Genomic DNA, 26,342 nt, shown 5'->3' on the forward strand with positions numbered 1-26,342 from the left:
GCGCCGGTTTGCCATACGGGGCATGGGCGGAGTCTGAATAATTTATGAATGAAATTGTTGGGCGCTGTCGGCTTTTTCATGTGGCGGCCGTCGGGATTTCGGTTACAATAGCCGCAAATCCACGCCCCGGCTGCCGCCGGGTTTGTCCGACCCTCAGCATAGGAAGCGAATCCATGTTTTCAAAAAGCGTTACCATCGAAAAATACGATCCCGAATTGGCCGCAGCGATGGCCGATGAAGTTGCGCGCCAGCAAGACCATATCGAGCTGATTGCCTCTGAAAACTATGTCAGCTGCGCCGTGATGGAAGCGCAGGGCAGCCAATTGACCAACAAATACGCCGAAGGTTATCCGGGCAAACGCTATTACGGCGGCTGCGAATATGTCGATGTTGCCGAGCAGCTGGCCATCGACCGCGTGAAAAAACTGTTCGGTGCCGAATATGCCAATGTCCAGCCGCATTCGGGCAGTCAGGCCAACCAAGCCGTTTACGCTGCGGTCTTGAAACCGGGCGACACCATTTTGGGCATGAGCCTCGCCCACGGCGGCCATCTGACCCACGGTGCGAGCGTGAATATTTCCGGCAAACTTTACAACGCGGTTACCTACGGTTTGGACGAAAACGAAGTTCTGGATTATGCCGAAGTAGAACGCCTAGCTCTGGAACACAAGCCGAAAATGATTGTGGCGGGCGCATCGGCCTACGCGCTGCAAATCGACTGGGCGAAATTCCGCGAAATCGCCGATAAAGTGGGCGCATATCTGTTTGTCGATATGGCGCACTATGCCGGTCTGGTGGCCGGCGGCGAATATCCGAACCCTGTTCCTTTCGCCGACTTCGTTACCACCACTACGCACAAAACCCTGCGTGGCCCGCGCGGCGGTGTGATTCTGTGCCGCGACAATACGCACGAAAAAGCCCTCAATTCCGCCATTTTCCCCAGCCTGCAGGGCGGCCCGCTGATGCACGTGATTGCGGCCAAGGCCGTGGCATTCAAAGAAGCCTTGGAACCTGAGTTCAAACAATACGCCAAACAGGTGAAAATCAATGCGGCGGCGATGGCCGAAGAGTTGGTCAAACGCGGCCTGCGTATTATTTCCGGCCGTACGGAAAGCCATGTGTTCTTGGTGGATCTGCGTGCGAAAAACATTACCGGTAAAGCCGCCGAAGAAGCTTTGGGCAAAGCGCACATCACCATCAATAAAAACGCCATTCCGAACGACCCGGAAAAACCGTTTGTCACCTCCGGCATCCGAGTCGGCGCATCTGCCATTACCACGCGCGGTTTCAGCGAAGCCGATGCGCGCGAGCTGGCGAATCTGGTGGCCGACGTACTGGAAAATCCGCAGGACGAAGCCACGTTGAACCGTGTGGCCGCAGCGGCCAAAGCCCTGTGCGATAAAAATCCGGTTTACGGCGCATAAAGCCGCCTGCCGCCGTCAGGCCGTCTGAAAAAGGCTGGATATGCCGATTTTCAGACGGCCTCTTTTTCGTTTACAATAGTCGTTTTGTTTGATGCGGGCGTGCATGAAAACCGTAGAAAAAAGTGTGCTGGTGCTGCACAGTGCGGCGCAGATGTTCGATCTGGTGGACAGGGTGGAAGACTATCCGCAGTTTCTGCCGTGGTACGGCCGGACGGAAGTGCTGATGCGGACGGAAAACGAACTCAAAGCGCGGCTTTATATGGATTACCGCGGCGTGAAACAGTCTTTTGCCACGCACAACCGCAACACCCCCGGCGAAGCCATCAGCATGGATTTGCTCGAAGGACCGTTTAAAACCCTGAACGGCACATGGCGGTTTGTCGATTTGGGCGACGATATGTGCCAAGTGGTGTTCAAACTGCAATACGATTTTGCCAATCCGATGCTTGCGGCATTGATCAGTCCGGTATTCGGCCATCTGGCGGGCAAATTGGTTGATGCGTTTACCGCCGAGGCAGACCGACGTTATGGCCGCTGATATGCCGGAAATCGAAGTGGCTTACGGCACGGCAGCGCAGCAGTTTCTGCGGCGTTTTGCCGTAGAGCAGGGGACGACGGCACGCGAGGCGGTGCATTTGAGCGGCTTGGCGGCCGTCTGCCCCGCAGCGGATTTGGCCGCGCCCGTCGGCATTTTCGGCAAGGCGGTGGCCGACGATACGGTTTTGCGTGCAGGCGACCGGGTAGAGCTGTACCGCCCGCTGCAAATCGATCCCAAAGCAGCACGCCGTCTGCGCGCGGCAAAACGTGCAGAAGAAAAAACAGAAAGCAAGATATGACCATCCGCCTGATTGCCGGTTTGGGCAACCCCGGCCGTGAATACGAACATACCCGCCACAACGCGGGCTTTTGGTTTGCAGACGAATTGGCCTGGCAATGGAAAGCCGTTTGGAAAGAAGAAAAAAAATATGCCGGACAGGTGGCGCGTGTGGCGCATGAAAACGGCGAAGTGTGGCTGCTCAAACCCGATACCTTTATGAACCTTTCGGGTAAGGCTGTGGGCGCACTGGCGCAGTTTTACAAAATCAGGCCGGAAGAGATTCTGGTGGTGCACGACGAATTGGATATTCCCTGCGGCCGCATCCGTTTCAAACGCGGCGGCGGCAACGGCGGACATAACGGCCTGAAAGACATTCAGGCCAAGCTCGGCACGGCGGATTTTTACCGTCTGCGTTTGGGCATCGGCCACCCCGGCGACCGCAATCTGGTCAGTGCCTATGTGCTGAACAAACCCTCTGCCGAGGACAGGCAGAAAATCGATGAGGCGGTAGGTAAATCGCTCAAAGGCCTGCCGCTGGTGATGGCGGGCGATTTCGAGGCCGCCACGCGTTTTTTGCACAGTCATGCTTGAACGTATGTCGTGAAATATTTCGGTTTTTTCTGCTGATGAATATGCTGCCCACATTTGCCGATTTATTGGGCAACAGGCTCCCTGATACACTTTCGGCCGGAGCCTGCCGGACGGGACACAGCCGCCTTTGCCGCAGATGCTTGACCAAGGCGGGAGAATATGATGCAGGCGGCGGACGGCCGCACGGTCAGATTACAGGGGGCGGACATTGTGGAAGGAGACCGGCAGCCTCCCGGCCTGCCGCTTTGGCAATGGCGTATCCAAACCGCAGACAAACATCTGCGCAACAACATATGGGCGCAGTCAGGCCGTCTGAATACCGCAGGTACGCTGTTTTCAGACGGCCGCAATCCGGCCGCGCCATCAGGAAACGGATAGATGAAACTGACTTTACTGTTTCGCGAATATTGCAGCCTGTGCCACAGAATGCGCGAGATGCTGCAACCTTTTCAGACGGCTTACGGCTTTGATCTGGACATCATCGACATCGACGATTTTCCCGATTTGGAGCGGCAATATAACGAAAAAGTCCCGGTGCTGCTGCACGGTGCGCACGAAATCTGCCATTGGCACTTGGACGAAGCCGCCCTGCTGGCTTATCTGGGGCAGGCGGGCGGTACGGCCGGACGCGGGACATAGCTGCACTTCGGGGAACACGGAATGGTGTTCCGATTCAGTTTACGGCACGGCGGAAGGCCGTCTGAAACGGGCAAAAACACCGGTTTTCAGACGGCATGAAGCCGACTAGGTTTGTTATTTCGGAAATCCAATATGGCAGGTAACACATTCGGACAAATTTTCACAGTCAGCACCTTCGGCGAAAGCCACGGCCCGGCTTTGGGCTGTATCATCGACGGCTGTCCGCCCGGTCTGGCTCTGGACGCGCAGGATATTCAGGCCGATTTGGACCGGCGCAAACCCGGTACCAGCCGCCATGTCACCCAGCGGCGCGAAGCCGACGAAGTGGAAATTTTGTCGGGCGTATTTGAAGGGCAGACCACGGGTACGCCCATCGCGCTCCTGATCCGCAATACCGACCAGCGCAGCAAAGACTACGGCAACATCGCGCGCCAATTCCGTCCCGGCCATGCCGACTACACCTATTGGCACAAATACGGTATCCGCGACTACCGCGGCGGCGGCCGCTCTTCCGCCCGCGAAACCGCCGCGCGCGTGGCGGCCGGTGCGGTGGCGAAAAAATGGCTGCGCGAAACGTTCGGCACCGAAATCGTGTGTTGGGTAACACAAGTGGGCGAAGTTGAAATTGCTTTTGAAAACGAAAACTTTATCGGCCAAAACCCGTTTTTCGCCGCCAATCAGAGCCAAATCGCCCAACTGGAAAACTATATGGACAGCGTGCGCAAATCGCTGGATTCGGTGGGCGCGAAACTGCACATCGAAGCGCGCCGTGTGCCGGTGGGCTTGGGCGAACCGGTGTTCGACCGTCTCGATGCCGATATCGCCCACGCCCTGATGAGCATCAATGCGGTCAAAGGCGTGGAAATCGGCGACGGTTTCGATGTGGCCGCGCAGCGCGGCAGCCATCACGGCGACGAAATGACGCCGCAGGGTTTCAAATCCAATCATGCAGGCGGCATTTTGGGCGGTATTTCCACCGGCCAGACGATTACCGCCAATTTTGCCGTCAAGCCCACCAGCAGCATCGCCACTGCCCGCGACAGTATCGACATCGACGGCCGCCCTGTCGAAATCGCCACACACGGCCGCCACGACCCCTGCGTCGGACTGCGTGCCGCGCCGATTGCCGAAGCCATGCTGGCACTGGTGCTGATGGATCATGCCTTGCGCCACCGCGCCCAGAATGCCGCCGTGCGCGTGGCTACCCCCGATATTGCACGCGGGAAGAAATGATTTACCTCGGCGGGGGCTTTCCGCTAAAATGTCCCCCGTTTTGCCGTATTGATTGACAGGATAAACACCATGAACCATGAAACCGCTTTGGGTGCCGCGCTGAAATCGGCCGTGCAGACCATGAGCAAGAAAAAGCAGACCGAAATGATTGCCGACCACATCTACGGCAAATACGATGTGTTCAAACGCTTCAAGCCTTTGGCTTTGGGCATCGATCAGGATTTGACGGCCGCGCTGCCGCAATACGACCCAGCATTGATTGCCCGCGTGCTGGCCAACCACTGCCGCCGTCCGCGCTATCTGAAAGCCGTTGCGCGCGGCGGCAAGCGTTTTGATTTGAACAACCGCTTCAAAGGCGAAGTCAGCCCCGAAGAGCAGGCGGTAGCCGCCCAGCATCCGTCCGTACAGGAAGCTCTGGCGCGTCAGGCGGCCAAGCAGGCAGAGGCTGCCGAAGCCGTACCGTCTGCGGCCGAACCGGTTGAGACCGTGGCAGAAGCCGTTGCACAGGAAACCGTACAGCAGGAAGCCGCAGCCGAATAATCGGAGCAGCCGGTCAAAGCCGAACTGTTTCAAAGGCCGTCTGAAAACGCTCGCGGTAAGCTGCGTTTTCAGACGGCCTTTTTGCACCATATGGCTGTGTCGGGCGGCATTGTCCAATGCTTGCCGCCGCTGCCGTGTGAAACGGCTTTGGCGTATCAGCGGTAGCGCGACAAGCCCAAATCGCCCGTTTCGATTTCGGGGACGGTATCGGAAACCAAGTCGGCGGCGAGTTTGCCCGAACCGGCGGACATCGTCCAGCCCAGCGTACCGTGGCCGGTGTTGAGTATCAGATTGTCCCAGCCGCAGCGGCCGATTAAGGGCGTGCTGTCGGGCGTCATCGGGCGCAGGCCGCTCCAAAAAGACGATTCGGCGGTGCGCCCGCCGCCGGGGAAAAGGTCGTTCAAAACCCGCTCCAGCGTGGCACGGCGTGCGGGATTCAGACTCAGTGCGTAGCCCGACAATTCGGCCATGCCGCCCACGCGGATACGCCGGTCGAAGCGGGTGATGGCGACTTTGTAGGTTTCGTCCAATACGGTGGACTGCGGGGCGGAGGATTCTTGATCCAGCGGCACAGTAATCGAATAGCCTTTCACGGGATACACCGGCAGGTCGATGTCCAGTTGGGCGAGGGCGGGGCGGCTGAAACTGCCCAGCGCGCAGACGAAACGGTCGGCCTCAAAACGTTTGCCGCCCGCATAAACCGCCGTGATGCGGCGGGCTTCGCTGTCGAAAGATTCGATAGCGTGGTTGAAGAAAAAGCGTACGCCGTCGCGGGCGCATAAATCGGCCAGACGTTTGGCGAACAGGGCGCAGTCGCCGGTGGCATCGTTGGGCAGGTGGAGCGCGCCGGCCAGTTTGTTTACGCTGGCGGCCAGTCCCGGTTCGTATTGCAGGCATTCGGCGGCGGACAGTTCGCTGAACGGCACACCGTAGGCCGCCAAGACCGCCATGTCTTTTTTCGCCGCAGCCACTTCTTTGTCGGTGCGGAACACTTGCAGCGTACCGGCCTGACGGCCTTCAAAGGCAATGCCCGTATCGGCGGCCAATTGCCGGAACACGCTGCGGCTGTATTCGGAAATGCGCACCATGCGCGCTTTGTTTTCTTTATAGCGTGCTTCGGTGCAGTTGGTGAGCATCTGCCGCAGCCAGCGTATCTGGAACGCGCTGCCGTCGGGACGCAGAATCAGCGGCGAATGCGGCCGCGTCAGCCATTTGGCCGCTTTGAGCGGAATGCCGGGCGCCGCCCACGGCGTGGTATAGCCGTAGGAAAGCTGGCCGGCATTGGCAAAACTGGTTTCTTCCGCCGCCGCTGCGGCACGGTCGATAACGCTGACTTCGTGCCCGGCACGGCGCAGAAAATAAGCAGTGCATACGCCGATGATACCGGCACCCAAAACGACAACATTCATCATCATCTCCCCATGCCGCCGCAGCGGCCAGAAACAGAAAAACGGTTTGGTCTCGGACAGCCGCATCGGGCGCGGAGGAAGCGGTATCCGTTTTCCCGTCCGCCGCCCGATGCGGCCGTGCCATTTTAGCAAAGCGGCAGGCGGACGGCAGCATCTGCCGAAAATAAAGCAGGCCGGTTTTCAGACGGCCGATGCCTTGAAAGGCCGTCTGAAAACCCGCATAATCGGCTTTTCCGTCCCCTACGAAAAGGTTTCCCCATGGCTTCACAACTGGCCAATGCCATCCGTTTTCTTTCCGCCGATGCCGTACAGAAAGCCAATTCCGGCCACCCCGGTGCCCCGATGGGCATGGCCGACATGGCCGAAGTGCTGTGGCGCGACTTTCTCCGGCACAATCCGGCCAACCCCAAATTCTACAACCGCGACCGCTTTGTGCTGTCCAACGGCCATGCCTCGATGCTGATTTACAGCCTGTTGCATCTCACCGGTTACGATGTTTCCATCGACGACTTGAAAAACTTCCGCCAATTCCACAGCAAAACGCCCGGCCACCCCGAATACGGCTACACCGACGGCGTGGAAACCACCACCGGCCCGCTGGGGCAGGGCATTGCCAATGCCGTGGGCATGGCTTTGGCGGAAAAAATACTGGCCGAAGAATTCAATGCCGGCGGCCTGAATATTGTCGATCACTACACTTATGTGTTTCTCGGCGACGGCTGCCTGATGGAGGGGATTTCGCACGAAGCCGCTTCTTTGGCGGGTACGCTGGGTTTGGGCAAACTGGTGGTGCTGTACGACGACAACAATATTTCCATCGACGGCAAGGTGGACGGCTGGTTTACCGAAAACATTCCGCAGCGTTTCGCAAGCTACGGCTGGCATGTCGTCCCCGATGTGGACGGCCACGACCGCGAAGCCGTGCGCGCAGCCATCGAAGCGGCGCGCGCCGAAACCGGCAAACCCTCGCTGATCTGCTGCAAAACCTTAATCGGCAAAGGTGCGGCCAATAAAGAAGGCAGCCACAAAACCCACGGCGCGCCGTTGGGTGCGGACGAAATCGAAGCCACGCGCCGTCATCTGGGCTGGCCGTATGCCGCGTTTGAAATTCCGCAGGAAATTTACGGGCAATGGAACGCCGTGGCTGCGGGTGAAAAACTGGAAGCCGAATGGAACGCGCTGTTTGAGCAATACCGTGCCAAATTCCCTGAAAAAGCGGCCGAATTCGTCCGCCGCATGGAAAACCGACTGCCGGAAAACTTTGATGCCCATATTCAGACGGCCTTGAAGGCGGTGTGCGAAAAAGGCGAAACCATCGCCACACGCAAAGCCAGCCAGAACAGCATCGAAGTGCTGGCACAGGTGCTGCCCGAGCTGGTGGGCGGTTCGGCCGACCTGACCCCGTCGAACCTGACCGACTGGTCGGGCAGCACGGCGGTCAGCACACGGCAGGGCGGCAATTATGTGCATTACGGCGTACGCGAATTCGGCATGGCCGCCATCATGAACGGCATGACGCTGCACGGCGGCGTGAAGCCTTTCGGCGCAACCTTCCTGATGTTCAGCGAATACGCCCGCAACGCGCTGCGCATGGCGGCTTTGATGAAAATCAATCCCGTATTTGTGTTTACCCACGATTCCATCGGTTTGGGCGAAGACGGCCCCACCCATCAGCCCGTCGAGCAGACGGCCACCCTGCGCCTGATTCCGAATATGAACGTGTGGCGGCCGTGCGATACCGCCGAGAGTCTGGTAGCGTGGGCCGAAGCGGCCAAAACGGCTGATACGCCGTCCTGCCTGATTTTCAGCCGCCAAAACCTGCCGTTTGTCGAACGCAGCGAAGCGCAGTTGGCCGACATCAAGCGCGGCGGCTATGTGTTGTCGGAAGCAGAAAACGCCCGTGCGGTCATCATCGCCACCGGTTCGGAAGTCGAATTGGCTTTGGCGGCACAAAAACGCTTGGCCGACGAGGGCGTGGCGGTCAATGTGGTGTCCATGCCGTCGACCAATGTGTTCGACCGCCAAGATGCGGCCTACCGCAACCGCGTTTTGCCGAAAGAGCTGCCGCGTGTGGCGGTAGAAGCGGGCGTGCGCGACGGTTGGTATAAGTATGTCGGTTTGGACGGTGCGGTGGTCGGCCTCGACCGCTTCGGCGAATCGGCACCGGCGGAAGAGTTGTTCGCCCATTTCGGCTTTACGGCCGAAAATGTGGCCGAAACGGTGAAAAACGTGCTTGCCTGATTTTAGGGATAAAAAGCCGTACTGTATCAGGCCGTCTGAAAACGGGTTGCCCGTGCAACGCTGTTTTCAGACGGCCTTTTGGCGCGGGCAGAACTTAGGGCAGCAGCGGAGCGTGCCGCAGGCCGCTGTCTTCGGCCAGGCCGAACATGATGTTCATATTCTGTACCGCCTGTCCGGCCGCGCCTTTGACCAGATTATCCTGTACGCTCAGCAGAATCCATACATCGCTCTGCGGTGCCTGTGTGATGCTGATGCGGCAGAGATTGGCACCGCGCACGCTGCGCGTTTCGGGTGTGCTGCCGGCGGGCATTACATCGACAAAACGGCTGCCGCGGTAGAAATCTTCGAGCAGCTGCTGCGGTGTGCAGCCGGGTTTGAGGTGAAGATAAGTGGTGGCGTGCATACCGCGTATCATCGGCGTGAGATGCGGTACGAAAACCAAGCCTTCGGCCACGCCGCGTTGCAGACTGTCGATGGTTTGGCGGATTTCGGGCAGGTGACGGTGTCCGCCGATACCGTAGGCTTTGAAGTTGTCGCCCGCTTCGCACAGCAGCGTGCCGACGGCGGCTTTGCGTCCCGCGCCGGACACGCCCGATTTGCAGTCGGCAATCAGCGGCCGGTTTTCCTGCAACGCGCCTGCTTTGAGCAGCGGCAGCAGCGCAAGCGAAACGCAGGTGGGGTAACAGCCGGGGTTGGCGACCAGCTGGGCGGCGGCGATTTCGCTGCGGCGGTATTCGCTCAAACCGTACACCGCTTTCTGCACCCATTCGGGGGCGGTATGTTTCATGCCGTACCACTGTTCCCATTCGGCCACATCTTTCAGACGGAAGTCGGCCGACAAATCGACGACGCGCACACCGGCCGCAAGCAGGGCGGGTGCTTCCTGCATGGCGACGCCGTTGGGTGTGGCGAAAAAGACGACATCGCATCCGGCCAGCGCGGCATGGTCGGGCGTTTGGAAATGCAGGTCGTAAACGCCGCGCAGACTGGGGAAATAGTCGGCAATATGGATACCGGCTTCGCTGCGGCTGGTGACGGCAGCCACTTCGACATCGGGGTGGCAGGCGAGCAGGCGCAGCAGTTCGACACCGGTGTAGCCGGTGGCGCCGACAATACCGGCGCGGACGGGGCGGGTTTTCATGGCGGGGCAGTCCGTGGCAAAAAACGGCAGTGTACGCCCAAATGGCCGCCGCCGCCAAGCATCAGGCCGTCTGAAAACGGCTGCCTGCTTTTCAGACGGCCTCAAACGGTACGGTTGTGGCATAATGGCCGTTTTGGGAGAGAGCTATGAGCGATACGCAAAACCGCATTACCGCCGCCGACAAGGCGCAGATTCTGGCCGAGGCACTGCCGTATATCCGCCGCTTTTCCGGCAGCACGTTTGTGATTAAATACGGCGGCAATGCCATGACCGAGCCGCATCTGAAAGAGGGTTTTGCCAAAGATGTTACGTTGCTGAAACTGGTGGGCATCCATCCGGTGATTGTGCACGGTGGCGGCCCGCAGATTAACCGGATGCTGGAAAAAGTGGGCAAAGAGGGCGTGTTCGTGCAGGGCATGCGGGTAACGGACGAAGAAACCATGGGTATCGTGGAAATGGTGCTCGGCGGCAGCGTGAACAAAGAAATCGTCTCGCTGCTGAATCTGCACGGCGCGAAAGCGGTGGGCATCACCGGCCGCGACAATCATTTTATCCGTGCCAAAAAGCTGTTTATCAATACGCCCGAACGTAACGGCGTGGACATCGGCCAAGTCGGCGTGATTGAGGGCATGGATATTTCGCTGATTAAGGGTATGGTGGAAGGCGGCTATATCCCCGTTGTCGCACCGATCGGTGTCGGACGTCAGGGCGAGGCGTTCAACATCAATGCCGATTTGGTGGCGGGCAGGCTGGCCGAAGAGTTGCAGGCGGAAAAGCTGATTATGATGACCAACATCAGCGGTGTGATGGACAAAGAGGGCAGACTGCTGACCAATCTCACGCCTGCCGATATCGACGCGCTGGTGGCCGACGGCACGCTGTACGGCGGTATGCTGCCGAAAATCAGTTCGGCCGTAGAGGCGGCGGCCAACGGCGTGAAGGCCGTGCATATTCTCGACGGCCGCGAATTAAACGCGCTGCTCCTGGAAATCTTTACCGATAAAGGTGTCGGCTCGATGATTTTGCCGGGTTGAGGAGGCCGTCTGAAAACTTGCCCGCGTAGGTCGGATACTTGGTATCCGACATTTTTATTTACGGCTCGTCCGCGTGTTGGACAGTAGGATTTTGCGGTTTGTCGGATTCGGGAATCCGACCTACGGTTGGAAATCTTTTGTCGGACGGGCGCGGGTTTTCGATTGAGGCTGTCTGAAAACTAAGGTGGGCCGGGACATTTTTACATTTCGTTCGCGTGTCGGCAGTGTGCTTTGGCAGTTTGTCGGATTCAAGAATCCGACCTACGGCTGGAAATCCTTTGCCGGGCAGGTGCGGATTTCCTATTGAGGCCGTCTGAAAACCAAGGTAGGTCGGATACTTGTATCCGACATTTTTTCTTGGCCGCATACAAAAGCCCTGTTTTCCGGTTGGGAAAACAGGGCTTTCAGACGGCCTGAATCAGTGTTCCAAATCGCCGGTCAGGCGCACTTTTCCGCTGTTGTCGTGCGGCATGATCAGGTTCATCAGCAGCGCGGCGGTACCGCCCATGCAGATGGGGTTTTGGAACAGCTCTTTGAGCGGCAGCAGGGCGAACACTTCGGGTTTGAAGCTCACGCCCAAGCCCAAACCGATAGAGGTGGCGGCAATCACGGCTTCGCGGCGGTTGATGCCGTTGGTCATGATGATGCGCACGCCGGCCACGGCAATCAGGCCGAACATCAGCACCATCGTGCCGCCGATAACGGGGCTGGGAATGGTGGTAAACGCGCGGCCGATCACGGGAAACAGCCCCAGCAACACCAAAATGGCGGCAATATATTTGCCCACATGGCGCGAGGCCACGCCGGTCATCTGAATCACGCCGTTGTTTTGCGCGAACGTGGTTAAAGGCAGCGAACCCAGTGCGGTGGCAATCACCGATACCAAGCCGTCGGCAAATACGCCGCCGCGCAGGCGTTTTTGGAAACCGTCGCCCTCGTAATCCTCGCCCGACACCATCGCCGTAGCCGTCAGGTCGCCCACCGCTTCAAAAATGCTCAACAGATATACCAGACCGGCGACCAAAAACGGAATCAATTGGAAATCGAAACCGTATTTGAACGGCACGGGCACGGTAATCAGGGGCAAATCGTTTAATACGGAAAAATCCACCATGCCCAAAAACAGCGCGACAACATAGCCCGCAATCATGCCCACGGCGATGCCGCTCATGCGCAAAAGCGGGTTTTTCAGGCTGTTGAAAAACAGCACGACGGCCAGCACAAACGCCGCCAGCGCGATATTCTGCCATGCGCCGAAAGTGTCGTTGCCCATGGCCGCATAGCCGCCGCCGAATTCGGTAATCGCCACGCTGATTAAGCTCAGGCCGATCATCATCACGACCACGCCGCTGACGGTGGGCGTAATCACTTTTTTCAAATACGGCAAAAGCCAGGCGGAACCCGCTACCAGAAACGCGCCGACAAACGCCACGCCGAGCAGGGCGGAAAGCATGGCGTGTTCGTCCAAGCCCTGTTCCTTCATGCCCAAGCCCAGCGAAATCATCACGCCGACAAACGAAAAATTGACCGACTGAATCGACAGCATACCCGAACCGACCGGCCCGAAGCGGTTCACTTGCAGATAAGTGCCGATGCCGGAAGCAACCATCGCCATCGACACCAGATAAGCCGTCATTTCCGGCGGCAGGTTCAGCGCGCCGCCGACAATCAGCGCGGGCGTAATCATCGGCACGAAAATGGCCAAAAGATGGGTAACGGCACTCAAAAGGGCGTTGGCAAACGGCGGTTTGTCTTCCAAACGGTAAACCAGATCGGGAGATTGGCGGTGCGGTGCAGACATGATGCGGGCTTTCTGTGAAAAAAGCGCGGATTGTAGCGCGTTTCCCGTTTGTTTGCATGATTGAACGCAAAGGCCGTCTGAAAACCCGTGTTCCGGTTTTCAGACGGCCTTGATGACGGCGGATCAGCGTTTTTGCAGAACCACCGAACCGATGGAATAGCCCGCGCCGAAGCTGGACAAAACGCCGGTGTCGCCCGCAGCCAGGCCGCCGCTGTGCAGATGCAGTGCAATCACGGAACCGGCCGAGCTGGTGTTGGCGTAGCGGTCGAGAATAATCGGCGCCTCATCGGGGCGGGCATCGCGGCCGAGAATGCGGCGGGCGATTAATTCGTTCATGGCGGTGTTGGCCTGATGCAGCCAGAAGCGTTTCACGCTTTCGGGCGCGATGCTTTCGGCCGCCAGATGTGCGGCAATGTGTTCGCCCACGGCAGGGCAGACTTCTTTGAACACTTTGCGTCCGTTCTGGACAAACAGTTTGTCGGCGGCCAGCGGGTCGTTGCCCGCTTCGCAGCGGTTGAGAAAGCCCGCATTGTTGCGGATATTGTTGGAAAACTCGGTGTAGAGTCTGCAGCTTCGGATACGGAAGCCCAAGCCGGGTTCGGCCAGCTCCTCTCGCTCGATGATGATGGCGGCGGCCGCGTCGCCGAAGATGAAATGGCTGTCGCGGTCGCGGAAGTTCAGGTGTGCCGAACAGATTTCGGCATTGACAATCAGCGCGCGGGCGGCAGAACCGGCGGCAACGGCATGGGCGGCGTTCTGAATGGCGAATGTGGCCGAAGAGCAGGCCACATTCATATCGTAGGCGAACCCTTTCGCACCGAGGGCGGCCTGAATTTCCACCGCCATGGCCGGATAGGCGCGCTGCATATTGGAATTGGCGACAATCACCAAGTCGATGTCGCTGCCGGACAAACCGGCGCGGGCTAAGGCATCTTCTGCCGCTTTAACCCCGATTTCGGCTTGCAGCGACAGCTCGTCATTGCTGCGCGGGGCAAAAACGGGGTGCATGACATCGGGGTTGAGAATGCCGTCTTTATCAATCACATAGCGGCTTTTGATGCCGGAGGCTTTTTCGATAAACGCGCTGCTCGATTCGGCCAGCGGCTCGCGTGTTCCGGCGGCGATTTCGGCTTGGTGTGCTTCGTTGTGGCGGGAAACATAGGTATTGAATGCGGCCACCAGTTCATCGTTGCTGATGCTGTGGGGCGGGGTGTAGAGACCGGTGGCGCTGAGCACCACATCAAATTGCGGCATGGCGGCTCCTTTGGAATGGGAAACGATAGGGCGGCAGAATAACGCTTTTGGATACCGTCGTCAAAAAAATGTCATGAAACGGCAGAGCCGTCAGGTTTCAGACGGCCTGTGAGGGAAAAAGGCGGATACCCGCATCGGGCATAAGCGGTTATTGGGCGGGAAACCCGATCGGCAGCCATGCCGTGATGCCGTCTGAAACGGGGAATGTAGGTCGGATACTTGTATCCGACCATAGCCGGGTTGTTGGGGGGGCTTGAATCCGATATGCGGGTTGGCAGCAAAAAGGGACAGAATCAGACTGTCGGTTTGCGCCCGAAGTAGATCAATCCTACCGCCCCCAGTACCACCATCGGCAGGCTCAGCCATTGTCCCATCGACAGGCCGAGCGTGAGCAGGCCGAGGTAGTCGTCGGGCTGGCGGAAGTATTCGGCGATAAAGCGGAAGACGCCGTAGCCCGCCAGAAACAGGGCGGAAATTTGGCCGGTAGGACGCGGTTTGCGGGCAAACAGCCATACCAGCACAAACAGCAGCAGGCCTTCCAAGGCAAATTGATACAGCTGGGACGGGTGGCGCGGCAGGCTGCCGTATTGCGCCAGCCATGCGGCGGCCTGCGGATTGGCGGCGGCCAGCGCGGCATCAGCCTGTTGCGCCTGAGGGAAACCCATCGCCCAGAATTTGGCCGGGTCGGTCAGCCGTCCCCACAGTTCGCCGTTGATAAAGTTGCCCAGACGGCCGCAGGCCAGACCGAGCGGCACCAGCGGGGCGATAAAGTCGCTCACCTGTAAAAAGCGCAGGCCGTGTTTGCGTGCAAACAGCCACGCGGCGGCCAATACGCCCAAAAAGCCGCCGTGGAACGACATGCCGCCCTCCCAGACTTTGACGATGTCCAGCGGGTTGGCCAGATAGTAGGCGGGCTGGTAGAACAGGACAAAGCCCAGACGGCCGCCGAGAATCACGCCCAAAATGCCCCATGTGAGAAAATCGTCGAGCATTTCCCGGGTGAAAACGCTGTTGCCGCGCGCAATCAGACGGCGGCCGAGCAGGATAAAGAGGGCGAAGCCCGCCAGATAGCTTAACGCATACCAGCGTATGGCCAAGGGGCCGAGCGAAAGGGCGACGGGGTCGAATTGCGGGTGGATCAGCATGGTGTTTCCTCGATTAGGTTCGTTCCAGCGCGGCGAGCAGTTTGTCGTGGATACCGTTAAAACCGCCGTTGCTCATGATCAGAATATGGTCGCCGGGCTGTGCGGCGGCGGCAATCCGTGCGGTAAAGGCATCGAAATCGCGGTCTGTGCAGGTTTTCTCCCCCAGCGGGGCGAGTGCGGCCGCCGTATCCCAATCCACGCCGCCGCTGTAACAGAATACCAGATCGGCCGCGCGCAGACTGTCGGGCAGGGCGGCTTTGACCGCGCCGAGTTTCATCGTGTTGGAACGCGGCTCGAAAACGGCCAGAATGCGCGCGCTGCCGATTTTCTGGCGCAAACCGCCCAGCGTGGCGGCTATGGCGGTGGGGTGGTGGGCGAAATCGTCGTAGACCGTGATGTTTCTGACGCAGCCTTTGATTTCCATGCGCCGTTTCACGTTTTTAAACGCGCCCAAGGCTTCGCAGGCCGTCTGAACGGCGACACCGGCATGGCGGGCGGCGGCAATGACGGCCAGTGCGTTCAGGCGGTTGTGCGCACCCGTCAAATCCCAGGCAATGCGGCCGACGGTTTCGCCGTCCAGCAGCACATCGAACGAACCGTCGTGATCTACGCCGCCGACCTGCCAGCGCGCTTCGCTGCCGAAAGTTTCTACCGGTGTCCAACAGCCTTTGGCCAGTGTGTCGGCGAGGGCGGCTTCCGTGCCGTTGGCGACGATGAGGCCGTCTGAAGGCACGGTGCGCACGAGGTGGTGGAACTGGGTTTGAATGGCGGCCAAATCGGCGAAAATATCGGCATGGTCGAATTCGAGATTGTTCAGAATTGCGGTGCGCGGGCGGTAATGGACGAATTTGGAGCGTTTGTCGAAAAACGCCGTATCGTATTCGTCGGCCTCGATGACAAAAAACGGCGACTGTGAATGCGCGTCTTGGCGCGGTGTCTGCGGCAGGCGGGCGGAAACGCTGAAATTCTGCGGTACGCCGCCGATCAGAAAACCCGGTGCCAAACCGGCGTATTCCAGCACCCAGGCCAGCATCGAAGCGGTGGTGGTTTTGCCGTGCGTACCGGCCACGCCCAGCACCCAGCGGCCCTGCAACACATTTTCCGCCAGCCATTGCGGGCCGGAAACATAGGGCAGACCCCGGTTCATCACCGCCTCAACCACTTCCATGCCGCGTTTGGCCACATTTCCGATGACGTAAACATCGGCGGGAAACTGTGCCAACTGCCCGGCATCGAAACCTTCGTATACGTCTATGCCCAAAGTCTCGAGCTGGGTACTCATCGGCGGGTACATTTTGGCATCGCAGCCGGTTACGCGGAATCCGGCTTCCCGGGCGATGGCGGCCAGGCCGCCCATAAAAGTGCCGCCGATGCCGATGATGTGGATGTGTTTCATCTTGGTTAGGAGGGGTGCAAAAAGCGGTTATTATAGACAATTCGCTGTCTGCGCGATATACGGACGGAAAAAAGGCCGTCTGAAAACGCGTGCTGCGGTTTTCACACGGCCTCTGTGTCGGGCGCGGATTACATGCGCTCGATCATGGCTTTGCCGAAGGCGGAGCAGGAGATTTCGTCGGCACCGTCCATCAGGCGGGCAAAGTCGTAGGTTACCTGTTTGTCGCCGATGGCTTTTTCCATGGAGGAAATCACCAGATCGGCGGCTTCAACCCAGCCCAGATGGCGCAGCATCATTTCGGCCGACAGAATCAGCGAACCGGGGTTCACTTTGTCTTGGCCGGCGTATTTCGGCGCAGTGCCGTGGGTGGCTTCGAAAACGGCGTATCGGTCGGAAATGTTGGCACCCGGTGCGATGCCGATGCCGCCGACCTGTGCGGCCAGTGCGTCGGAGATGTAGTCGCCGTTGAGGTTCAGGGTGGCAATTACGCTGTATTCGGCCGGACGCAGCAGGATTTGTTGCAGGAAGGCATCGGCGATGACGTCTTTGACGATGATTTCTTTGCCGGTTTTCGGGTTTTTGAATGCGCACCACGGGCCGCCGTCAATCGGCTCGGCACCGAATTCTTTTTGTGCCAGCTCGTAGCCCCAGTCGCGGAAGCCGCCCTCGGTAAACTTCATGATGTTGCCTTTGTGTACCAAGGTAACGCTGGGCTTGTCGTTGTCGATGGCGTATTGGATGGCGGCGCGCACCAAGCGGGTAGTGCCTTCTTTGGAAACGGGTTTGATGCCGATGCTGGACGATTCGGGGAAGCGGATTTTTTTCACGCCCATTTCGTTTTGCAGGAAATCGATCACCTTCTTGGCATCCGCGCTCTCGCCGTGCCATTCGATGCCGGCGTAGATGTCTTCGGTGTTTTCGCGGAAGATGACCATATCGGTTTTGCTCGGGTCTTTCAGCGGCGAGGGAACGCCGTTGAAGTAGCGCACAGGGCGTACGCACTGGTAGAGGTCGAGTTCTTGGCGCAGTGCCACGTTGAGCGAGCGGATGCCGCCGCCGACGGGGGTGGTCATCGGGCCTTTGATGGAGACAGAGTATTCTTTGAGCGCTTCCAGCGTCTCTTCCGGCAGCCAGACGTTGTCGCCGTAGATGCGGGTGGCTTTCTCGCCGGCGTACACTTCCATCCAAACGATTTTTTTCTCGCCGCCGTAGGCTTTGGCCACGGCCGCATCGATAACGTCGATCATGACGGGCGTGATGTCCACGCCGATGCCGTCGCCTTCGATGAACGGGATAATCGGATTGTTGGGCACCGCTTGGCCGGGAATGATTTTTTGGCCTTCGGCCGGTACTTGGATATGACTCATGAGTGTCTCCTTGACGGTTGGTCGTTTTTTTGTGGTGCAGACGGCAGATGCCGTAAAAGCGTTTCGCATTATGCGCGATTTTGAGTCAATACGCCAGAGGCGGCAGGCGGAAGGCCGTCTGAAAAACCGTCGGGCGTACAGGCTGCGGAGGGTTTATTCAGACGGCCTCCCGGAACGGGATCCGGCCTCGGGCAGCCAGTTGCCCAGTTCGGCGCGCACTATATCCGTGAGCGCGGCGATCCAGTCGGCACGGTCGTTCAGGCAGGGGATATAGTGAAACTGCGTGCCGCCTGCGGCATGGAACTGTTCGCGCCCGGCCAGTGCGATTTCTTCTGCCGTTTCCAGGCAGTCGGCCACAAAGGCCGGGCAGACGACATCGAGTTTTTCCACGCCTCGGGCGGGCAGCGCGGCCAGCAGGGTTTGCGTGCTCGGGCCTACCCACTTGGCGCGGCCGAACTGGCTTTGGAACGCGACCAGGTAATCGTTTTCGTGCAGACCTAGGGCGGCGGCCAAGAGCGCGGCGGTACGGCGGCATTCGTCAGGATAGGGGTCGCCTTGGCGGTATTGCGCTTCGGGAATGCCGTGGAAACTCATCAGCAGTTTTTGGCCGCGGCCGTTGGCCTGCCAGTAATCGCTGATTAAGCGGCGCAGCGATTCGATGTAGCCCGCATGGCCGGCAAAACCGCGCATCGTGCGTACGGCCATCATATTGCGCTGTTTTTGCAGCTCGGCGAACACTTTGTCCAAGGCGGCCGCACTGCTGGAAGCGGCATATTGCGGATACAGCGGCAGTACCATCAGGCGGGTAACGCCTTGTTTTTTCAGATCGGCCAGCACATCGCAAACGGCGGGCGTGCCGTAGGTCATGGCGTGGCGTACGGTGATTCCGGGCAGGTTGCGGGCGAGGGCGGCGGCGATTTTTTCGGTATAGACCGCCAGCGGCGAGCCGGACGGGAGCCAGATTTTGCGGTAGCCGTGCGCACTCTGTCTGGCACGGAAGGGCAGAATCAGACCGCGCAGCAGCGGCTGCCACAACAGGCGGGGCAGTTCGACCACGCGCGGGTCGGAGAGAAAGTCTTTCAGATAGGGGCGTACGGCTCGGGCAGCGGGTGCGGCGGGTGTGCCCAGATTCATCAGCAAAACGGCGGTGCGGTTTTGCGCATCGTAGGCGACGGGCGGTTCGGGGCGGAAATTCGGCATAACAGATTCCTGAAATTTAACGGGCAACGTTGCCTGTGTGATCCGATTCGGCGGCTTCCGGCGGCGGAAGAAAACTGCTGCTGTCGCGATACGGCGTGGCTTCGATTTCCGCTTCGGCTTCCGAAGCGGAAGGCGTACCGTTTGCGGCAGTCGGGACGGACGGCGAGCAGGCGGACAATGCGGCAGATAACAACACTATCAGACGGCCTGTTGTCTGCTGCTTGGTCAAACCGAATCCTTTTGCGCCAGAATTTTGCGGCCGCCGCCCACATCGGCAGCGGAAACCACACCGGCCTGTTCCAAGGCTTCCATCAGGTTGGCGGCGCGGTTGTAGCCGATGCGCAGATGGCGTTGCAGCGAGGAAATCGACGTTTTCCGGCTTTCTGTGACGAATGCGGCGGCCTGATCGAACAATTCGTCGGAATGGGCATTCGGATTGACGGCATTGACGGTTTCGGCCGCTGCTTCGCCGGTGAGCAGTCCGTCGATATAGTGCGCCGGTGCCTGCCGTTTGAGGTGTGCTACTACTTCCTGCACTTCATGGTCGGCGACAAAGGCACCTTGCAGCCGGATCGGTTCGGCGTTGCCCGGTTGCAGAAACAGCAGATCACCGTATTTGAGCAGGTCTTCCGCACCCATCTGGTCCAAAATGGTGCGGCTGTCGATTTTGCTTTGCACGGTAAAGGCCATGCGGGTGGGGATATTCGCTTTAATCAGGCCGGTAATCACATCCACGCTGGGGCGTTGGGTGGCGATAATCAGGTGGATGCCGGCGGCACGCGCTTTTTGCGCCAGCCGGGCGATTTGTGTTTCCACCGATTTGCGGTCGGTCATCATCAAATCGGCCAATTCGTCGATGACCACGACAATCTTCGGCAGGGTGTCCAGCGGTTCGGGGTCGTCTGGGTTGAGGCTGAACGGGTTCATCAGCGGTTTGCCTTCCGCTTTGGCCTGCCGCACTTTTTCGTTGTAGCCGTCCAGATTGCGTACTCCGGTATGAGACAGCAGGCGGTAGCGTTTTTCCATTTCGGCCACACACCAGTTGAGTGCCTGACCGGCCTGAGACATATCGGTTACCACGGGGCAGAGCAGATGCGGAATGCCGTCGTAAATGCTCAATTCGAGCATTTTCGGGTCAATCATAATCAGGCGGACTTCCTCGGGCGTGGTTTTGAAGAGTATCGACATAATCATGCCGTTGACGCCCACCGATTTTCCCGATCCGGTCATACCGGCTACCAGAAGGTGCGGCATTTTGGCCAAATCGCCGACAACGGGCAGGCCGGAAATGTCTTTACCCAAGGCCACAGTCAGCTTGGCGTCTGCTCCGGTAAAGACGGGGGAGGCGAGGATTTCGCGCAGGGTCACTTCCTGACGGCGTTCGTTGGGCAGCTCGATGCCCATGGTCGATTTTCCGGTGATGGTTTCGATGACGCGCACCGACTGCACGCTCATCGCGCGTGCCAAATCTTTGGCCAGGGCGACAATCTGGGCACCTTTCACGCCTTGGGCCGGTTCGATTTCGAAGCGGGTAATCACGGGGCCGGAAGTGGCGCAGACAACTTGTGCTTCGATATTGAATTCGGCCAGCTTGGCTTCGATTTTTTCCGCCGTCTGTTGGAGTTTTTCCGGGTCGGGCGGCGGCACTTCGCCTTTGGGCAGGGCGAGCAGACCCAGCGCGGGCAGGACGTATTCGCCTTGGGCGGGCGGCGGTGCGGCCTGACCCTGTTCGTCGAACAAGGCCGTCTGAACGGGGGCAGGCGGGGCAACATTGAGCGCGACGGTTTTACGGTTGGTGCGCGTGCCTTCAATGCTCTGCACCGGCTCGGCGGCAATGTTTTTCGCTTCGCGCACCATGCGGCGGGTGGTTTTATTGTCGGCGGCCTCGGCCGTTCGGCGGCGGGCGGAGCGGTTCAGACGGCCGACGGCGCGGCCGGTGCCGCGGCCGAGTTTTCCGGCCAAATCCAGCAGGGAAACCTGCGCAATCAGCGAGAGCGAAAGCAGAACGGCGGCCGACAGTATCAGCAGGCTGCCGCTGCCGCCCAGCAGGCGGATCAGTTCGCTGCCCGGCAGGCTGCCCATCAGCCCGCCCGCACCTGCCGGCAATTTGTCTGCCAAACGCCCGCCGAAGAGGGCAAATTCCAGAATCGGGCTGAAAGCGAGCAGCAACAGCAGGCCGCAGGCCGCCATGGGGCCGCTGTACGGTTTTTCCCCGTCGCTTTGCAGCAGGCGGAAACTTTTGATGAGGAAAACGGCGGCGGCCGCCACCATCCACCATGCCGAAAAGCCCCAAAGGTAATACAGCACATCGGAAAAATACGCACCGAACAGGCCGCCCAGATTCATGACTTCGGCTGTGGCGGGTACGCTGCGCGACCAGGCCGGATCGTTCATGCGGAAACTGAACAGGGAAGCGGCGGCGTAGAGTGTGAGCATCAGGCCGGACAGCCAGAAGGTGTCGTGAATCAGGTTGGCCAGATGCTCGGAACGTTTGCGGGCGGCCGGGTCGGGCAGGTTGCGCGCGGGCTTGGCGGCAGGTTTGGCCGCTCGGGCGGCTTTGGATTTGCGGTTGTCGGGTTTGCTGGCCATAAAAACAATCGGAACAGGCCGTCTGAAACGGCGGATAAGTGTGTTTTCAGACGGCATTGAATCGGAAAAAGGCGCGCGGGATACGGAGCGGCCGAATGGTCGATTATACAGGATTAGACGGCGGCTGTGGGCGGTGGAGCAGGTCGCACGGCGGGCCGTTCGGCACAAAGCCGGTGGGGGCTTCGGCCAGCAGGCGGCGCAGGGCGGGCGGATCGCCGCGTTTGCAGGCCGCATCGATGTCTTCAAGCAGGCGGGCAAGCTGCGGCCACGGCAGCATGGTTTCATCTGCGGTCAGAATGCGCGGGTGGCCGGTAGGTTCGGCCGCATCGCCGATGAGCAGCTCTTCATAGAGTTTTTCGCCGGGACGCAGGCCGCTGATGCGGATTTCGATGTCGCCGTCGGGGCAGGTTTCGTCTTTGACGCGCAGGCCGCTGAGCCGGATCATCTGTTTGGCTAAATCCATGATTTTGACCGATGCGCCCATATCGAGTACGAAGACGTCGCCGCCTTTGGCCATCGCGCCGGCCTGAATCACCAGCTGTGCCGCTTCGGGAATTGTCATGAAATAGCGTGTGATGTCGGGGTGGGTCAGGGTAACGGGGCCGCCGGCGGCAATCTGCTGCTCGAATGCGGGGACGACGGAACCGGAAGAACCCAATACATTGCCGAAGCGCACCATGGAAAAACAGGTCGGCTGCTGTGCTTCGGCCGCCATCGCCTGTAAGACCAGTTCGGCCATGCGCTTGCTCGCGCCCATAACGTTGGTGGGGCGGACGGCTTTGTCGGTGGAAATCAGGACAAAGCGCGCAACGCCCGCCGCCTGTGCGGCCTGTGCGCAAAAGAGCGTGCCGAACAGATTGTTGCGTACGCCCTCGACGGTGTTCATTTCCACCATCGGCACATGTTTGTAGGCGGCGGCGTGGTAAACCGTATCCACGCGGAAGGTGCGCATCAGGTCGAGCAGGCGGCCGCGCTGCTGTACCGAGCCGAGAAAGGGCAGGATTTCGGTTTGGCCGCCGTGTTCCGTCTGATGGCGGCGCAGTTCCTGATCGATGGTGTAGAGTGCAAATTCCGACAGTTCAAAAAGCAGCAGCCGTGCCGGACGGCGCGCGATAATCTGGCGGCACAGTTCCGCACCGATGGAGCCGCCAGCGCCGGTAACCATCACGGTTTTGCCGCTGATGTCCTGCCGCATCAGGTTTTCCTGCGGGGCAACGGGTGCGCGGCCGAGCAGGTCTTCGGGGGCGATTTTTTTCAGGGCGGCAATATCGGCGCGCCCTTCCATCAAATCGAGCATACCGGGAATCGACAGCACTTCGCAGCTGTGGGGCGCGAGTTTTTCGAGAATTTCCCTGCGCGTGGCACCGTCGGCGCTGGGAATCGCCAGCAGGATTTTTCTGATTTGGAAACGTGCAATCAGACGGCCGACTGCCTCGGGCGGGTAAACCGCCACATCGTGCACCGTGGTCCCCCACAGTTGGGCGTTGTCATCAACAAAGGCGGCGGCACGGTATTCGTTGAGCTGGTTGACCGCTTCGAGCAGTTGGCGGCCGGACTGTCCCGCACCGTAGATAATCACGGGTGTGCCGCTGTTGCGCATATCGGCCAGCAGCAGGCGTACGGCGATGCGCGATGCGCTCACGGATACGGTCATCAAGAGAAAAAACACCACCGGCAAGGCCAGGCGCAACTGTTCTTCAAAAAACAGGATACTGAAAAAGAAAAACAGCATCGATGCCGCGCTGCCGCACAGTACGGCGGCAAACAGGCGCGGGCCGGCGTAGCGGATCACGGCGCGGTATAGGCCGGTACGCACGAAAACGGCGATGGTCGGCAGCGCGGTGGCGGCCAGGGCTTTCCAGTTGGCGGGGTCGAACCATTCGTTCTGATAGTCGGCTTTGAGGCTGACGGTGAACCAGAAGGCGGTAAAAATCAGCACCCCGTCCAAGCAGACGAAAATCAGCTTTTTCAGCGGGCGGGGCAGGCGGAGAAGAAAATCAGGGGTCATGGTCGGTGTCGGTTATCAAGGCCGTCTGAAAACGGAAAAAAATCAGGCGCGCGGCCGCTGCGACCGTGCGGCGCGGTTTTCAGACGGCCTGTGCGCGGGCAAGAACAGTGCGGATATGGGCGCAGCAGCGCAGCATATCGTCGCGGCCGATGCCGGGGTGTACCAGAAACATTAGTGCGGTTTCGCCCAGTTTGCGGGCGGCGGGTAGGGGTGCGGGTGGCCGCCACGGCGTGCCGTCGAAGGCTTTTTCCCAATACACTTCCGAGCAGCTGCCCTGATAGCAGGGCGTGCCCAGTGCGTTCAGTTCCGCGATGATGCGGTCGCGGTTCCAGCCGGCAGCCAGTTTTTCCGGGCGCACAAAAGCGTAAAACTTATATTGCGCATGGCGGATATATTCGGGCACGGTTTGCAGGCGCACGGCCTCGAACGGGGCGAGTGCGTCGGCCAGCAGGCGGGCGTTGCTGCGCCGCTCCTGCGACCAGGCTTCCAGCTTGCGCAGTTGGACGCGGCCGATGGCGGCCTGCATCTCGGTCATCCGTCCGTTGGTGCCGAAACTTTCGTGCAGCCAGCGGAAGCCGGGCGGATGTTCGCGGCGGTAAACGGCATCGTGGCTTTTGCCGTGGTCTTTGTATGCCCAGATTTTTCGCCACCAGTTTTCGTTTGCTGTCGTAATCATGCCGCCTTCGCCGCCGGTGGTGAGGATTTTGTCCTGACAGAACGACCATGCGCCGATGTGGCCGATGTTGCCCACGCTGCGGCCTTTATAGCGTGCGCCGTGGGCCTGGGCGCAGTCTTCGATAACGTAAAAGCCGTGCTGTTCGGACAAGGCCATAATCTCATCCATTTCGGCAGCCATACCGCCCAGATGCACCACAATCACGGCTTTGGTGCGCGGGGTCAGCACGGCGGCGATGCTTTGTGCCGTGAGGTTCTGGCTGTTTTTGTCCACATCGGCAAACACGGGTGCGGCACCGGCCATGACCACGGACGAAACGGAAGCGAGAAAAGTGCGCGGGGGCACGATGACTTCGTCGCCCGCGCCCACGTCCAGCGCGTGCAGCGCGGCATCCAGCGCGAATGTGCCGTTGGCCAGAGCCACCGCATAAGGGCTGCCGCAATAATCGGCAAATTCCCGTTCAAACAGACGGCCTTCTTCGCCCGTCCAATAATTTACGCGGTTGGACAGCAGCACGCGCGAAACGGCTTCGGTTTCGTCGCGGCCGAAATTCGGCCACGGGGCCAGCGGGGTGTTCAGCATCAGGGGGTTCTCCGTATGATTTCGGCCGGTACGCCCACGGCGGTGCAGCCGTCGGGAATATCGCGGATGACGGCGGCCGATGCGCCGATGATGCAGCCTGTGCCGATGCGGCTGCCTTGGCGCGTGGTGCTGCCGATGCCCAGCCACGAAAAACGGCCGACGGCCGTATTGCCTGCGAGGTGTGCGCCGGGACTGATGTGGACGAAGTCGCCGATGCGGCAGTCGTGATCGACGGTGGCGGCGGTATTGACGATGCAGCCGCGCCCGAGAACGACTCCGGCGCAGACAATGCTGCCCGCCAGCAATACCGTTCCCCGCGCCTGCGACAGGTCGGCAAAACGGCTGACTTGGGCGGACGGGTGGCGGATCAGGGGCAGGCTGAAACCGGCCGCTTCGGCCTGCGCGGTCAGACGGGCGCGGGCGCGGTTGTCGCCTACGGCCACGGCGGCGGCGTATTCCTGCGGCACGATGCGGCTGCCGAGCAGGGCGGTGGTGCCGACGATGTTGAAGCCCAGCAGTTTGGCGGGTGCGTCCGGCGCGTCGTCGAGCAGGACAATATCCTGCCAGCCGGCGGCCAGCGCGGCATCGAGTACGGCTTTGGCGTGGCCGCCGCTGCCGATGATGGCGAGTTTCATTCGGTTTCCCTGCCGGTAAACGGCGGCATGGTGGCGTTGCCTTCGGCACTGATGCCGTCGCGCCGCCACACGGTTTTGACTGTCAGGAGGAGGATTTTGAGATCCAGCCGGTAGGAAAAATGGTCAATATACCATACGTCCAGCCGGAATTTCTGCGGCCAGGAGAGTGCGTTGCGGCCGTTAACCTGCGCCCAGCCCGTGATGCCTGGGCGCATCAGGTGGCGGCGTGCCTGTTCGGGCGAATAGAGCGGCAGGTATTCGGGCAGCAGCGGGCGCGGGCCGACCAGACTCATATCGCCTTTGAGCACGTTCCACAGTTCGGGCAGCTCGTCGAGACTGCTGGCGCGCAGGCGGCGGCCGAAGGGGGTAAGCCGTTCGGCATCGGACAGCGGGCGGCCGTCTGCATAGGTTTCATCGCGCATGGTGCGGAACTTGTACAGGGTGAACAGGCGGCCGTGCAGGCCGGGGCGCAGTTGGCGGAACAGCACCGGCGCGCCGAGGCGGCGGCGTATCTGCCAGGCGAGCACGGCAAAGAGCGGCGCGAGCAGCACCAGCGCGGTAGCGGAAACGGCAATATCGGTCAGGCGTTTGAAAAAATGGTGCATGGCGTATCCGTCAGG

At 59.9% G+C, this 26,342-nt stretch carries 24 protein-coding genes; 10 read left to right on the forward strand and 14 right to left on the reverse strand.

Annotation, left to right across the window (positions count from 1 at the left end):
• Positions 1-173 precede the first annotated feature (173 nt).
• From glyA to ORY85_RS01675, 8 genes are all read left to right on the forward strand, one after another.
• Positions 174-1,424, forward strand: coding sequence for a serine hydroxymethyltransferase (glyA, locus tag ORY85_RS01640; protein ID WP_274572429.1), 1,251 nt, complete (start codon positions 174-176; stop codon positions 1,422-1,424).
• A 103-nt stretch (positions 1,425-1,527) separates the two neighbouring features.
• The gene (locus ORY85_RS01645; protein ID WP_274572430.1) at positions 1,528-1,962 is read left to right on the forward strand and encodes a type II toxin-antitoxin system RatA family toxin; all 435 of its coding nucleotides are present in this window, start codon (positions 1,528-1,530) and stop codon (positions 1,960-1,962) included.
• Position 1,963: 1 nt separating this feature from the next.
• On the forward strand, positions 1,964-2,260 hold the full coding sequence (locus ORY85_RS01650; RefSeq protein WP_274572431.1) for an RnfH family protein: 297 nt from the start codon (positions 1,964-1,966) through the stop codon (positions 2,258-2,260).
• Positions 2,257-2,832 carry an aminoacyl-tRNA hydrolase gene (pth, locus tag ORY85_RS01655; protein WP_274572432.1) on the forward strand — a complete coding sequence of 192 codons (576 nt, stop codon included), beginning with the start codon at positions 2,257-2,259 and terminating at the stop codon, positions 2,830-2,832. The genes ORY85_RS01650 and pth overlap by 4 nt, the downstream gene beginning before the upstream one ends.
• 159 nt (positions 2,833-2,991) lie before the next feature.
• Complete coding sequence (locus tag ORY85_RS01660) at positions 2,992-3,210, forward strand: hypothetical protein (RefSeq protein WP_274572433.1); 219 nt, start codon at positions 2,992-2,994, stop codon at positions 3,208-3,210.
• On the forward strand, positions 3,211-3,471 hold the full coding sequence (locus tag ORY85_RS01665) for a glutaredoxin family protein (RefSeq protein WP_274572434.1): 261 nt from the start codon (positions 3,211-3,213) through the stop codon (positions 3,469-3,471). It begins immediately after the preceding gene.
• Between the two features lie 132 nt (positions 3,472-3,603).
• Positions 3,604-4,704, forward strand: a complete 1,101-nt coding sequence (gene aroC, locus ORY85_RS01670) for a chorismate synthase (protein WP_274572435.1) — start codon at positions 3,604-3,606, stop codon at positions 4,702-4,704.
• 69 nt (positions 4,705-4,773) lie between these two features.
• A complete protein-coding gene (locus ORY85_RS01675) occupies positions 4,774-5,244 on the forward strand; it encodes a ProQ/FINO family protein (protein WP_274572436.1) in 471 nt (156 codons plus the stop codon).
• 155 nt (positions 5,245-5,399) lie between these two features.
• On the opposite strand, the gene ORY85_RS01680 is transcribed toward ORY85_RS01675, so the two are convergent.
• Positions 5,400-6,653 (reverse strand): D-amino acid dehydrogenase, encoded by a 1,254-nt coding sequence (locus ORY85_RS01680; RefSeq protein WP_274572462.1) that lies wholly within the window; start codon positions 6,651-6,653, stop codon positions 5,400-5,402.
• 258 nt (positions 6,654-6,911) lie between these two features.
• Between ORY85_RS01680 and tkt the strand changes: the two genes are divergently transcribed.
• The gene (gene tkt, locus ORY85_RS01685; protein ID WP_274572437.1) at positions 6,912-8,894 is read left to right on the forward strand and encodes a transketolase; all 1,983 of its coding nucleotides are present in this window, start codon (positions 6,912-6,914) and stop codon (positions 8,892-8,894) included.
• Between the two features lie 94 nt (positions 8,895-8,988).
• Here the strand turns inward: tkt and argC are convergent, their stop codons facing one another.
• Positions 8,989-10,035: an N-acetyl-gamma-glutamyl-phosphate reductase gene (gene argC / locus ORY85_RS01690; RefSeq protein WP_274572438.1), complete on the reverse strand. Its 1,047-nt coding sequence runs from the start codon at positions 10,033-10,035 to the stop codon at positions 8,989-8,991.
• Between the two features lie 146 nt (positions 10,036-10,181).
• On the opposite strand from argC, the gene argB reads away from it, so the two are divergent.
• The gene (gene argB / locus ORY85_RS01695; RefSeq protein ID WP_274572439.1) at positions 10,182-11,069 is read left to right on the forward strand and encodes an acetylglutamate kinase; all 888 of its coding nucleotides are present in this window, start codon (positions 10,182-10,184) and stop codon (positions 11,067-11,069) included.
• 418 nt (positions 11,070-11,487) lie between these two features.
• Here the strand turns inward: argB and ORY85_RS01700 are convergent, their stop codons facing one another.
• The 12 genes from ORY85_RS01700 to ORY85_RS01755 all read right to left on the reverse strand — a co-directional run bounded on the left by ORY85_RS01700 (position 11,488) and on the right by ORY85_RS01755 (position 26,327).
• Entirely contained in the window at positions 11,488-12,870 is a 1,383-nt protein-coding gene (locus ORY85_RS01700) for a nucleobase:cation symporter-2 family protein (RefSeq protein WP_274572440.1), read from the reverse strand.
• Between the two features lie 123 nt (positions 12,871-12,993).
• On the reverse strand, positions 12,994-14,124 hold the full coding sequence (locus tag ORY85_RS01705) for a beta-ketoacyl-ACP synthase III (RefSeq protein ID WP_274572441.1): 1,131 nt from the start codon (positions 14,122-14,124) through the stop codon (positions 12,994-12,996).
• A 293-nt stretch (positions 14,125-14,417) separates the two neighbouring features.
• Entirely contained in the window at positions 14,418-15,269 is an 852-nt protein-coding gene (gene lgt, locus ORY85_RS01710) for a prolipoprotein diacylglyceryl transferase (protein WP_274572442.1), read from the reverse strand.
• A gap of 13 nt (positions 15,270-15,282) precedes the next feature.
• The gene (gene mpl / locus ORY85_RS01715) at positions 15,283-16,665 is read right to left on the reverse strand and encodes a UDP-N-acetylmuramate:L-alanyl-gamma-D-glutamyl-meso-diaminopimelate ligase (protein ID WP_274572443.1); all 1,383 of its coding nucleotides are present in this window, start codon (positions 16,663-16,665) and stop codon (positions 15,283-15,285) included.
• Positions 16,666-16,793: 128 nt separating this feature from the next.
• Positions 16,794-18,032 (reverse strand): NADP-dependent isocitrate dehydrogenase, encoded by a 1,239-nt coding sequence (gene icd, locus ORY85_RS01720; RefSeq protein WP_274572444.1) that lies wholly within the window; start codon positions 18,030-18,032, stop codon positions 16,794-16,796.
• Between the two features lie 153 nt (positions 18,033-18,185).
• Positions 18,186-19,232 (reverse strand): ferrochelatase, encoded by a 1,047-nt coding sequence (gene hemH, locus ORY85_RS01725; protein WP_274572445.1) that lies wholly within the window; start codon positions 19,230-19,232, stop codon positions 18,186-18,188.
• A 16-nt stretch (positions 19,233-19,248) separates the two neighbouring features.
• On the reverse strand, positions 19,249-19,461 hold the full coding sequence (locus ORY85_RS01730; RefSeq protein ID WP_274572446.1) for a hypothetical protein: 213 nt from the start codon (positions 19,459-19,461) through the stop codon (positions 19,249-19,251).
• The gene (locus ORY85_RS01735) at positions 19,458-21,821 is read right to left on the reverse strand and encodes a DNA translocase FtsK (protein WP_274572447.1); all 2,364 of its coding nucleotides are present in this window, start codon (positions 21,819-21,821) and stop codon (positions 19,458-19,460) included. The genes ORY85_RS01730 and ORY85_RS01735 overlap by 4 nt, the downstream gene beginning before the upstream one ends.
• A gap of 103 nt (positions 21,822-21,924) precedes the next feature.
• Positions 21,925-23,829 (reverse strand): nucleoside-diphosphate sugar epimerase/dehydratase, encoded by a 1,905-nt coding sequence (locus ORY85_RS01740; RefSeq protein WP_274572448.1) that lies wholly within the window; start codon positions 23,827-23,829, stop codon positions 21,925-21,927.
• Positions 23,830-23,908: 79 nt separating this feature from the next.
• On the reverse strand, positions 23,909-25,087 hold the full coding sequence (locus ORY85_RS01745; RefSeq protein WP_274572449.1) for a DegT/DnrJ/EryC1/StrS aminotransferase family protein: 1,179 nt from the start codon (positions 25,085-25,087) through the stop codon (positions 23,909-23,911).
• Entirely contained in the window at positions 25,087-25,722 is a 636-nt protein-coding gene (locus tag ORY85_RS01750; RefSeq protein WP_274572450.1) for an acetyltransferase, read from the reverse strand. Before ORY85_RS01750 ends, ORY85_RS01745 begins: the two co-directional genes overlap by 1 nt.
• On the reverse strand, positions 25,719-26,327 hold the full coding sequence (locus ORY85_RS01755; protein WP_274572451.1) for a sugar transferase: 609 nt from the start codon (positions 26,325-26,327) through the stop codon (positions 25,719-25,721). The genes ORY85_RS01750 and ORY85_RS01755 overlap by 4 nt, the downstream gene beginning before the upstream one ends.
• Between the last annotated feature and the right edge of the window lie 15 nt (positions 26,328-26,342).

Source organism: Neisseria leonii (assembly GCF_028776105.2).
GTDB lineage: Bacteria > Pseudomonadota > Gammaproteobacteria > Burkholderiales > Neisseriaceae > Neisseria > Neisseria leonii.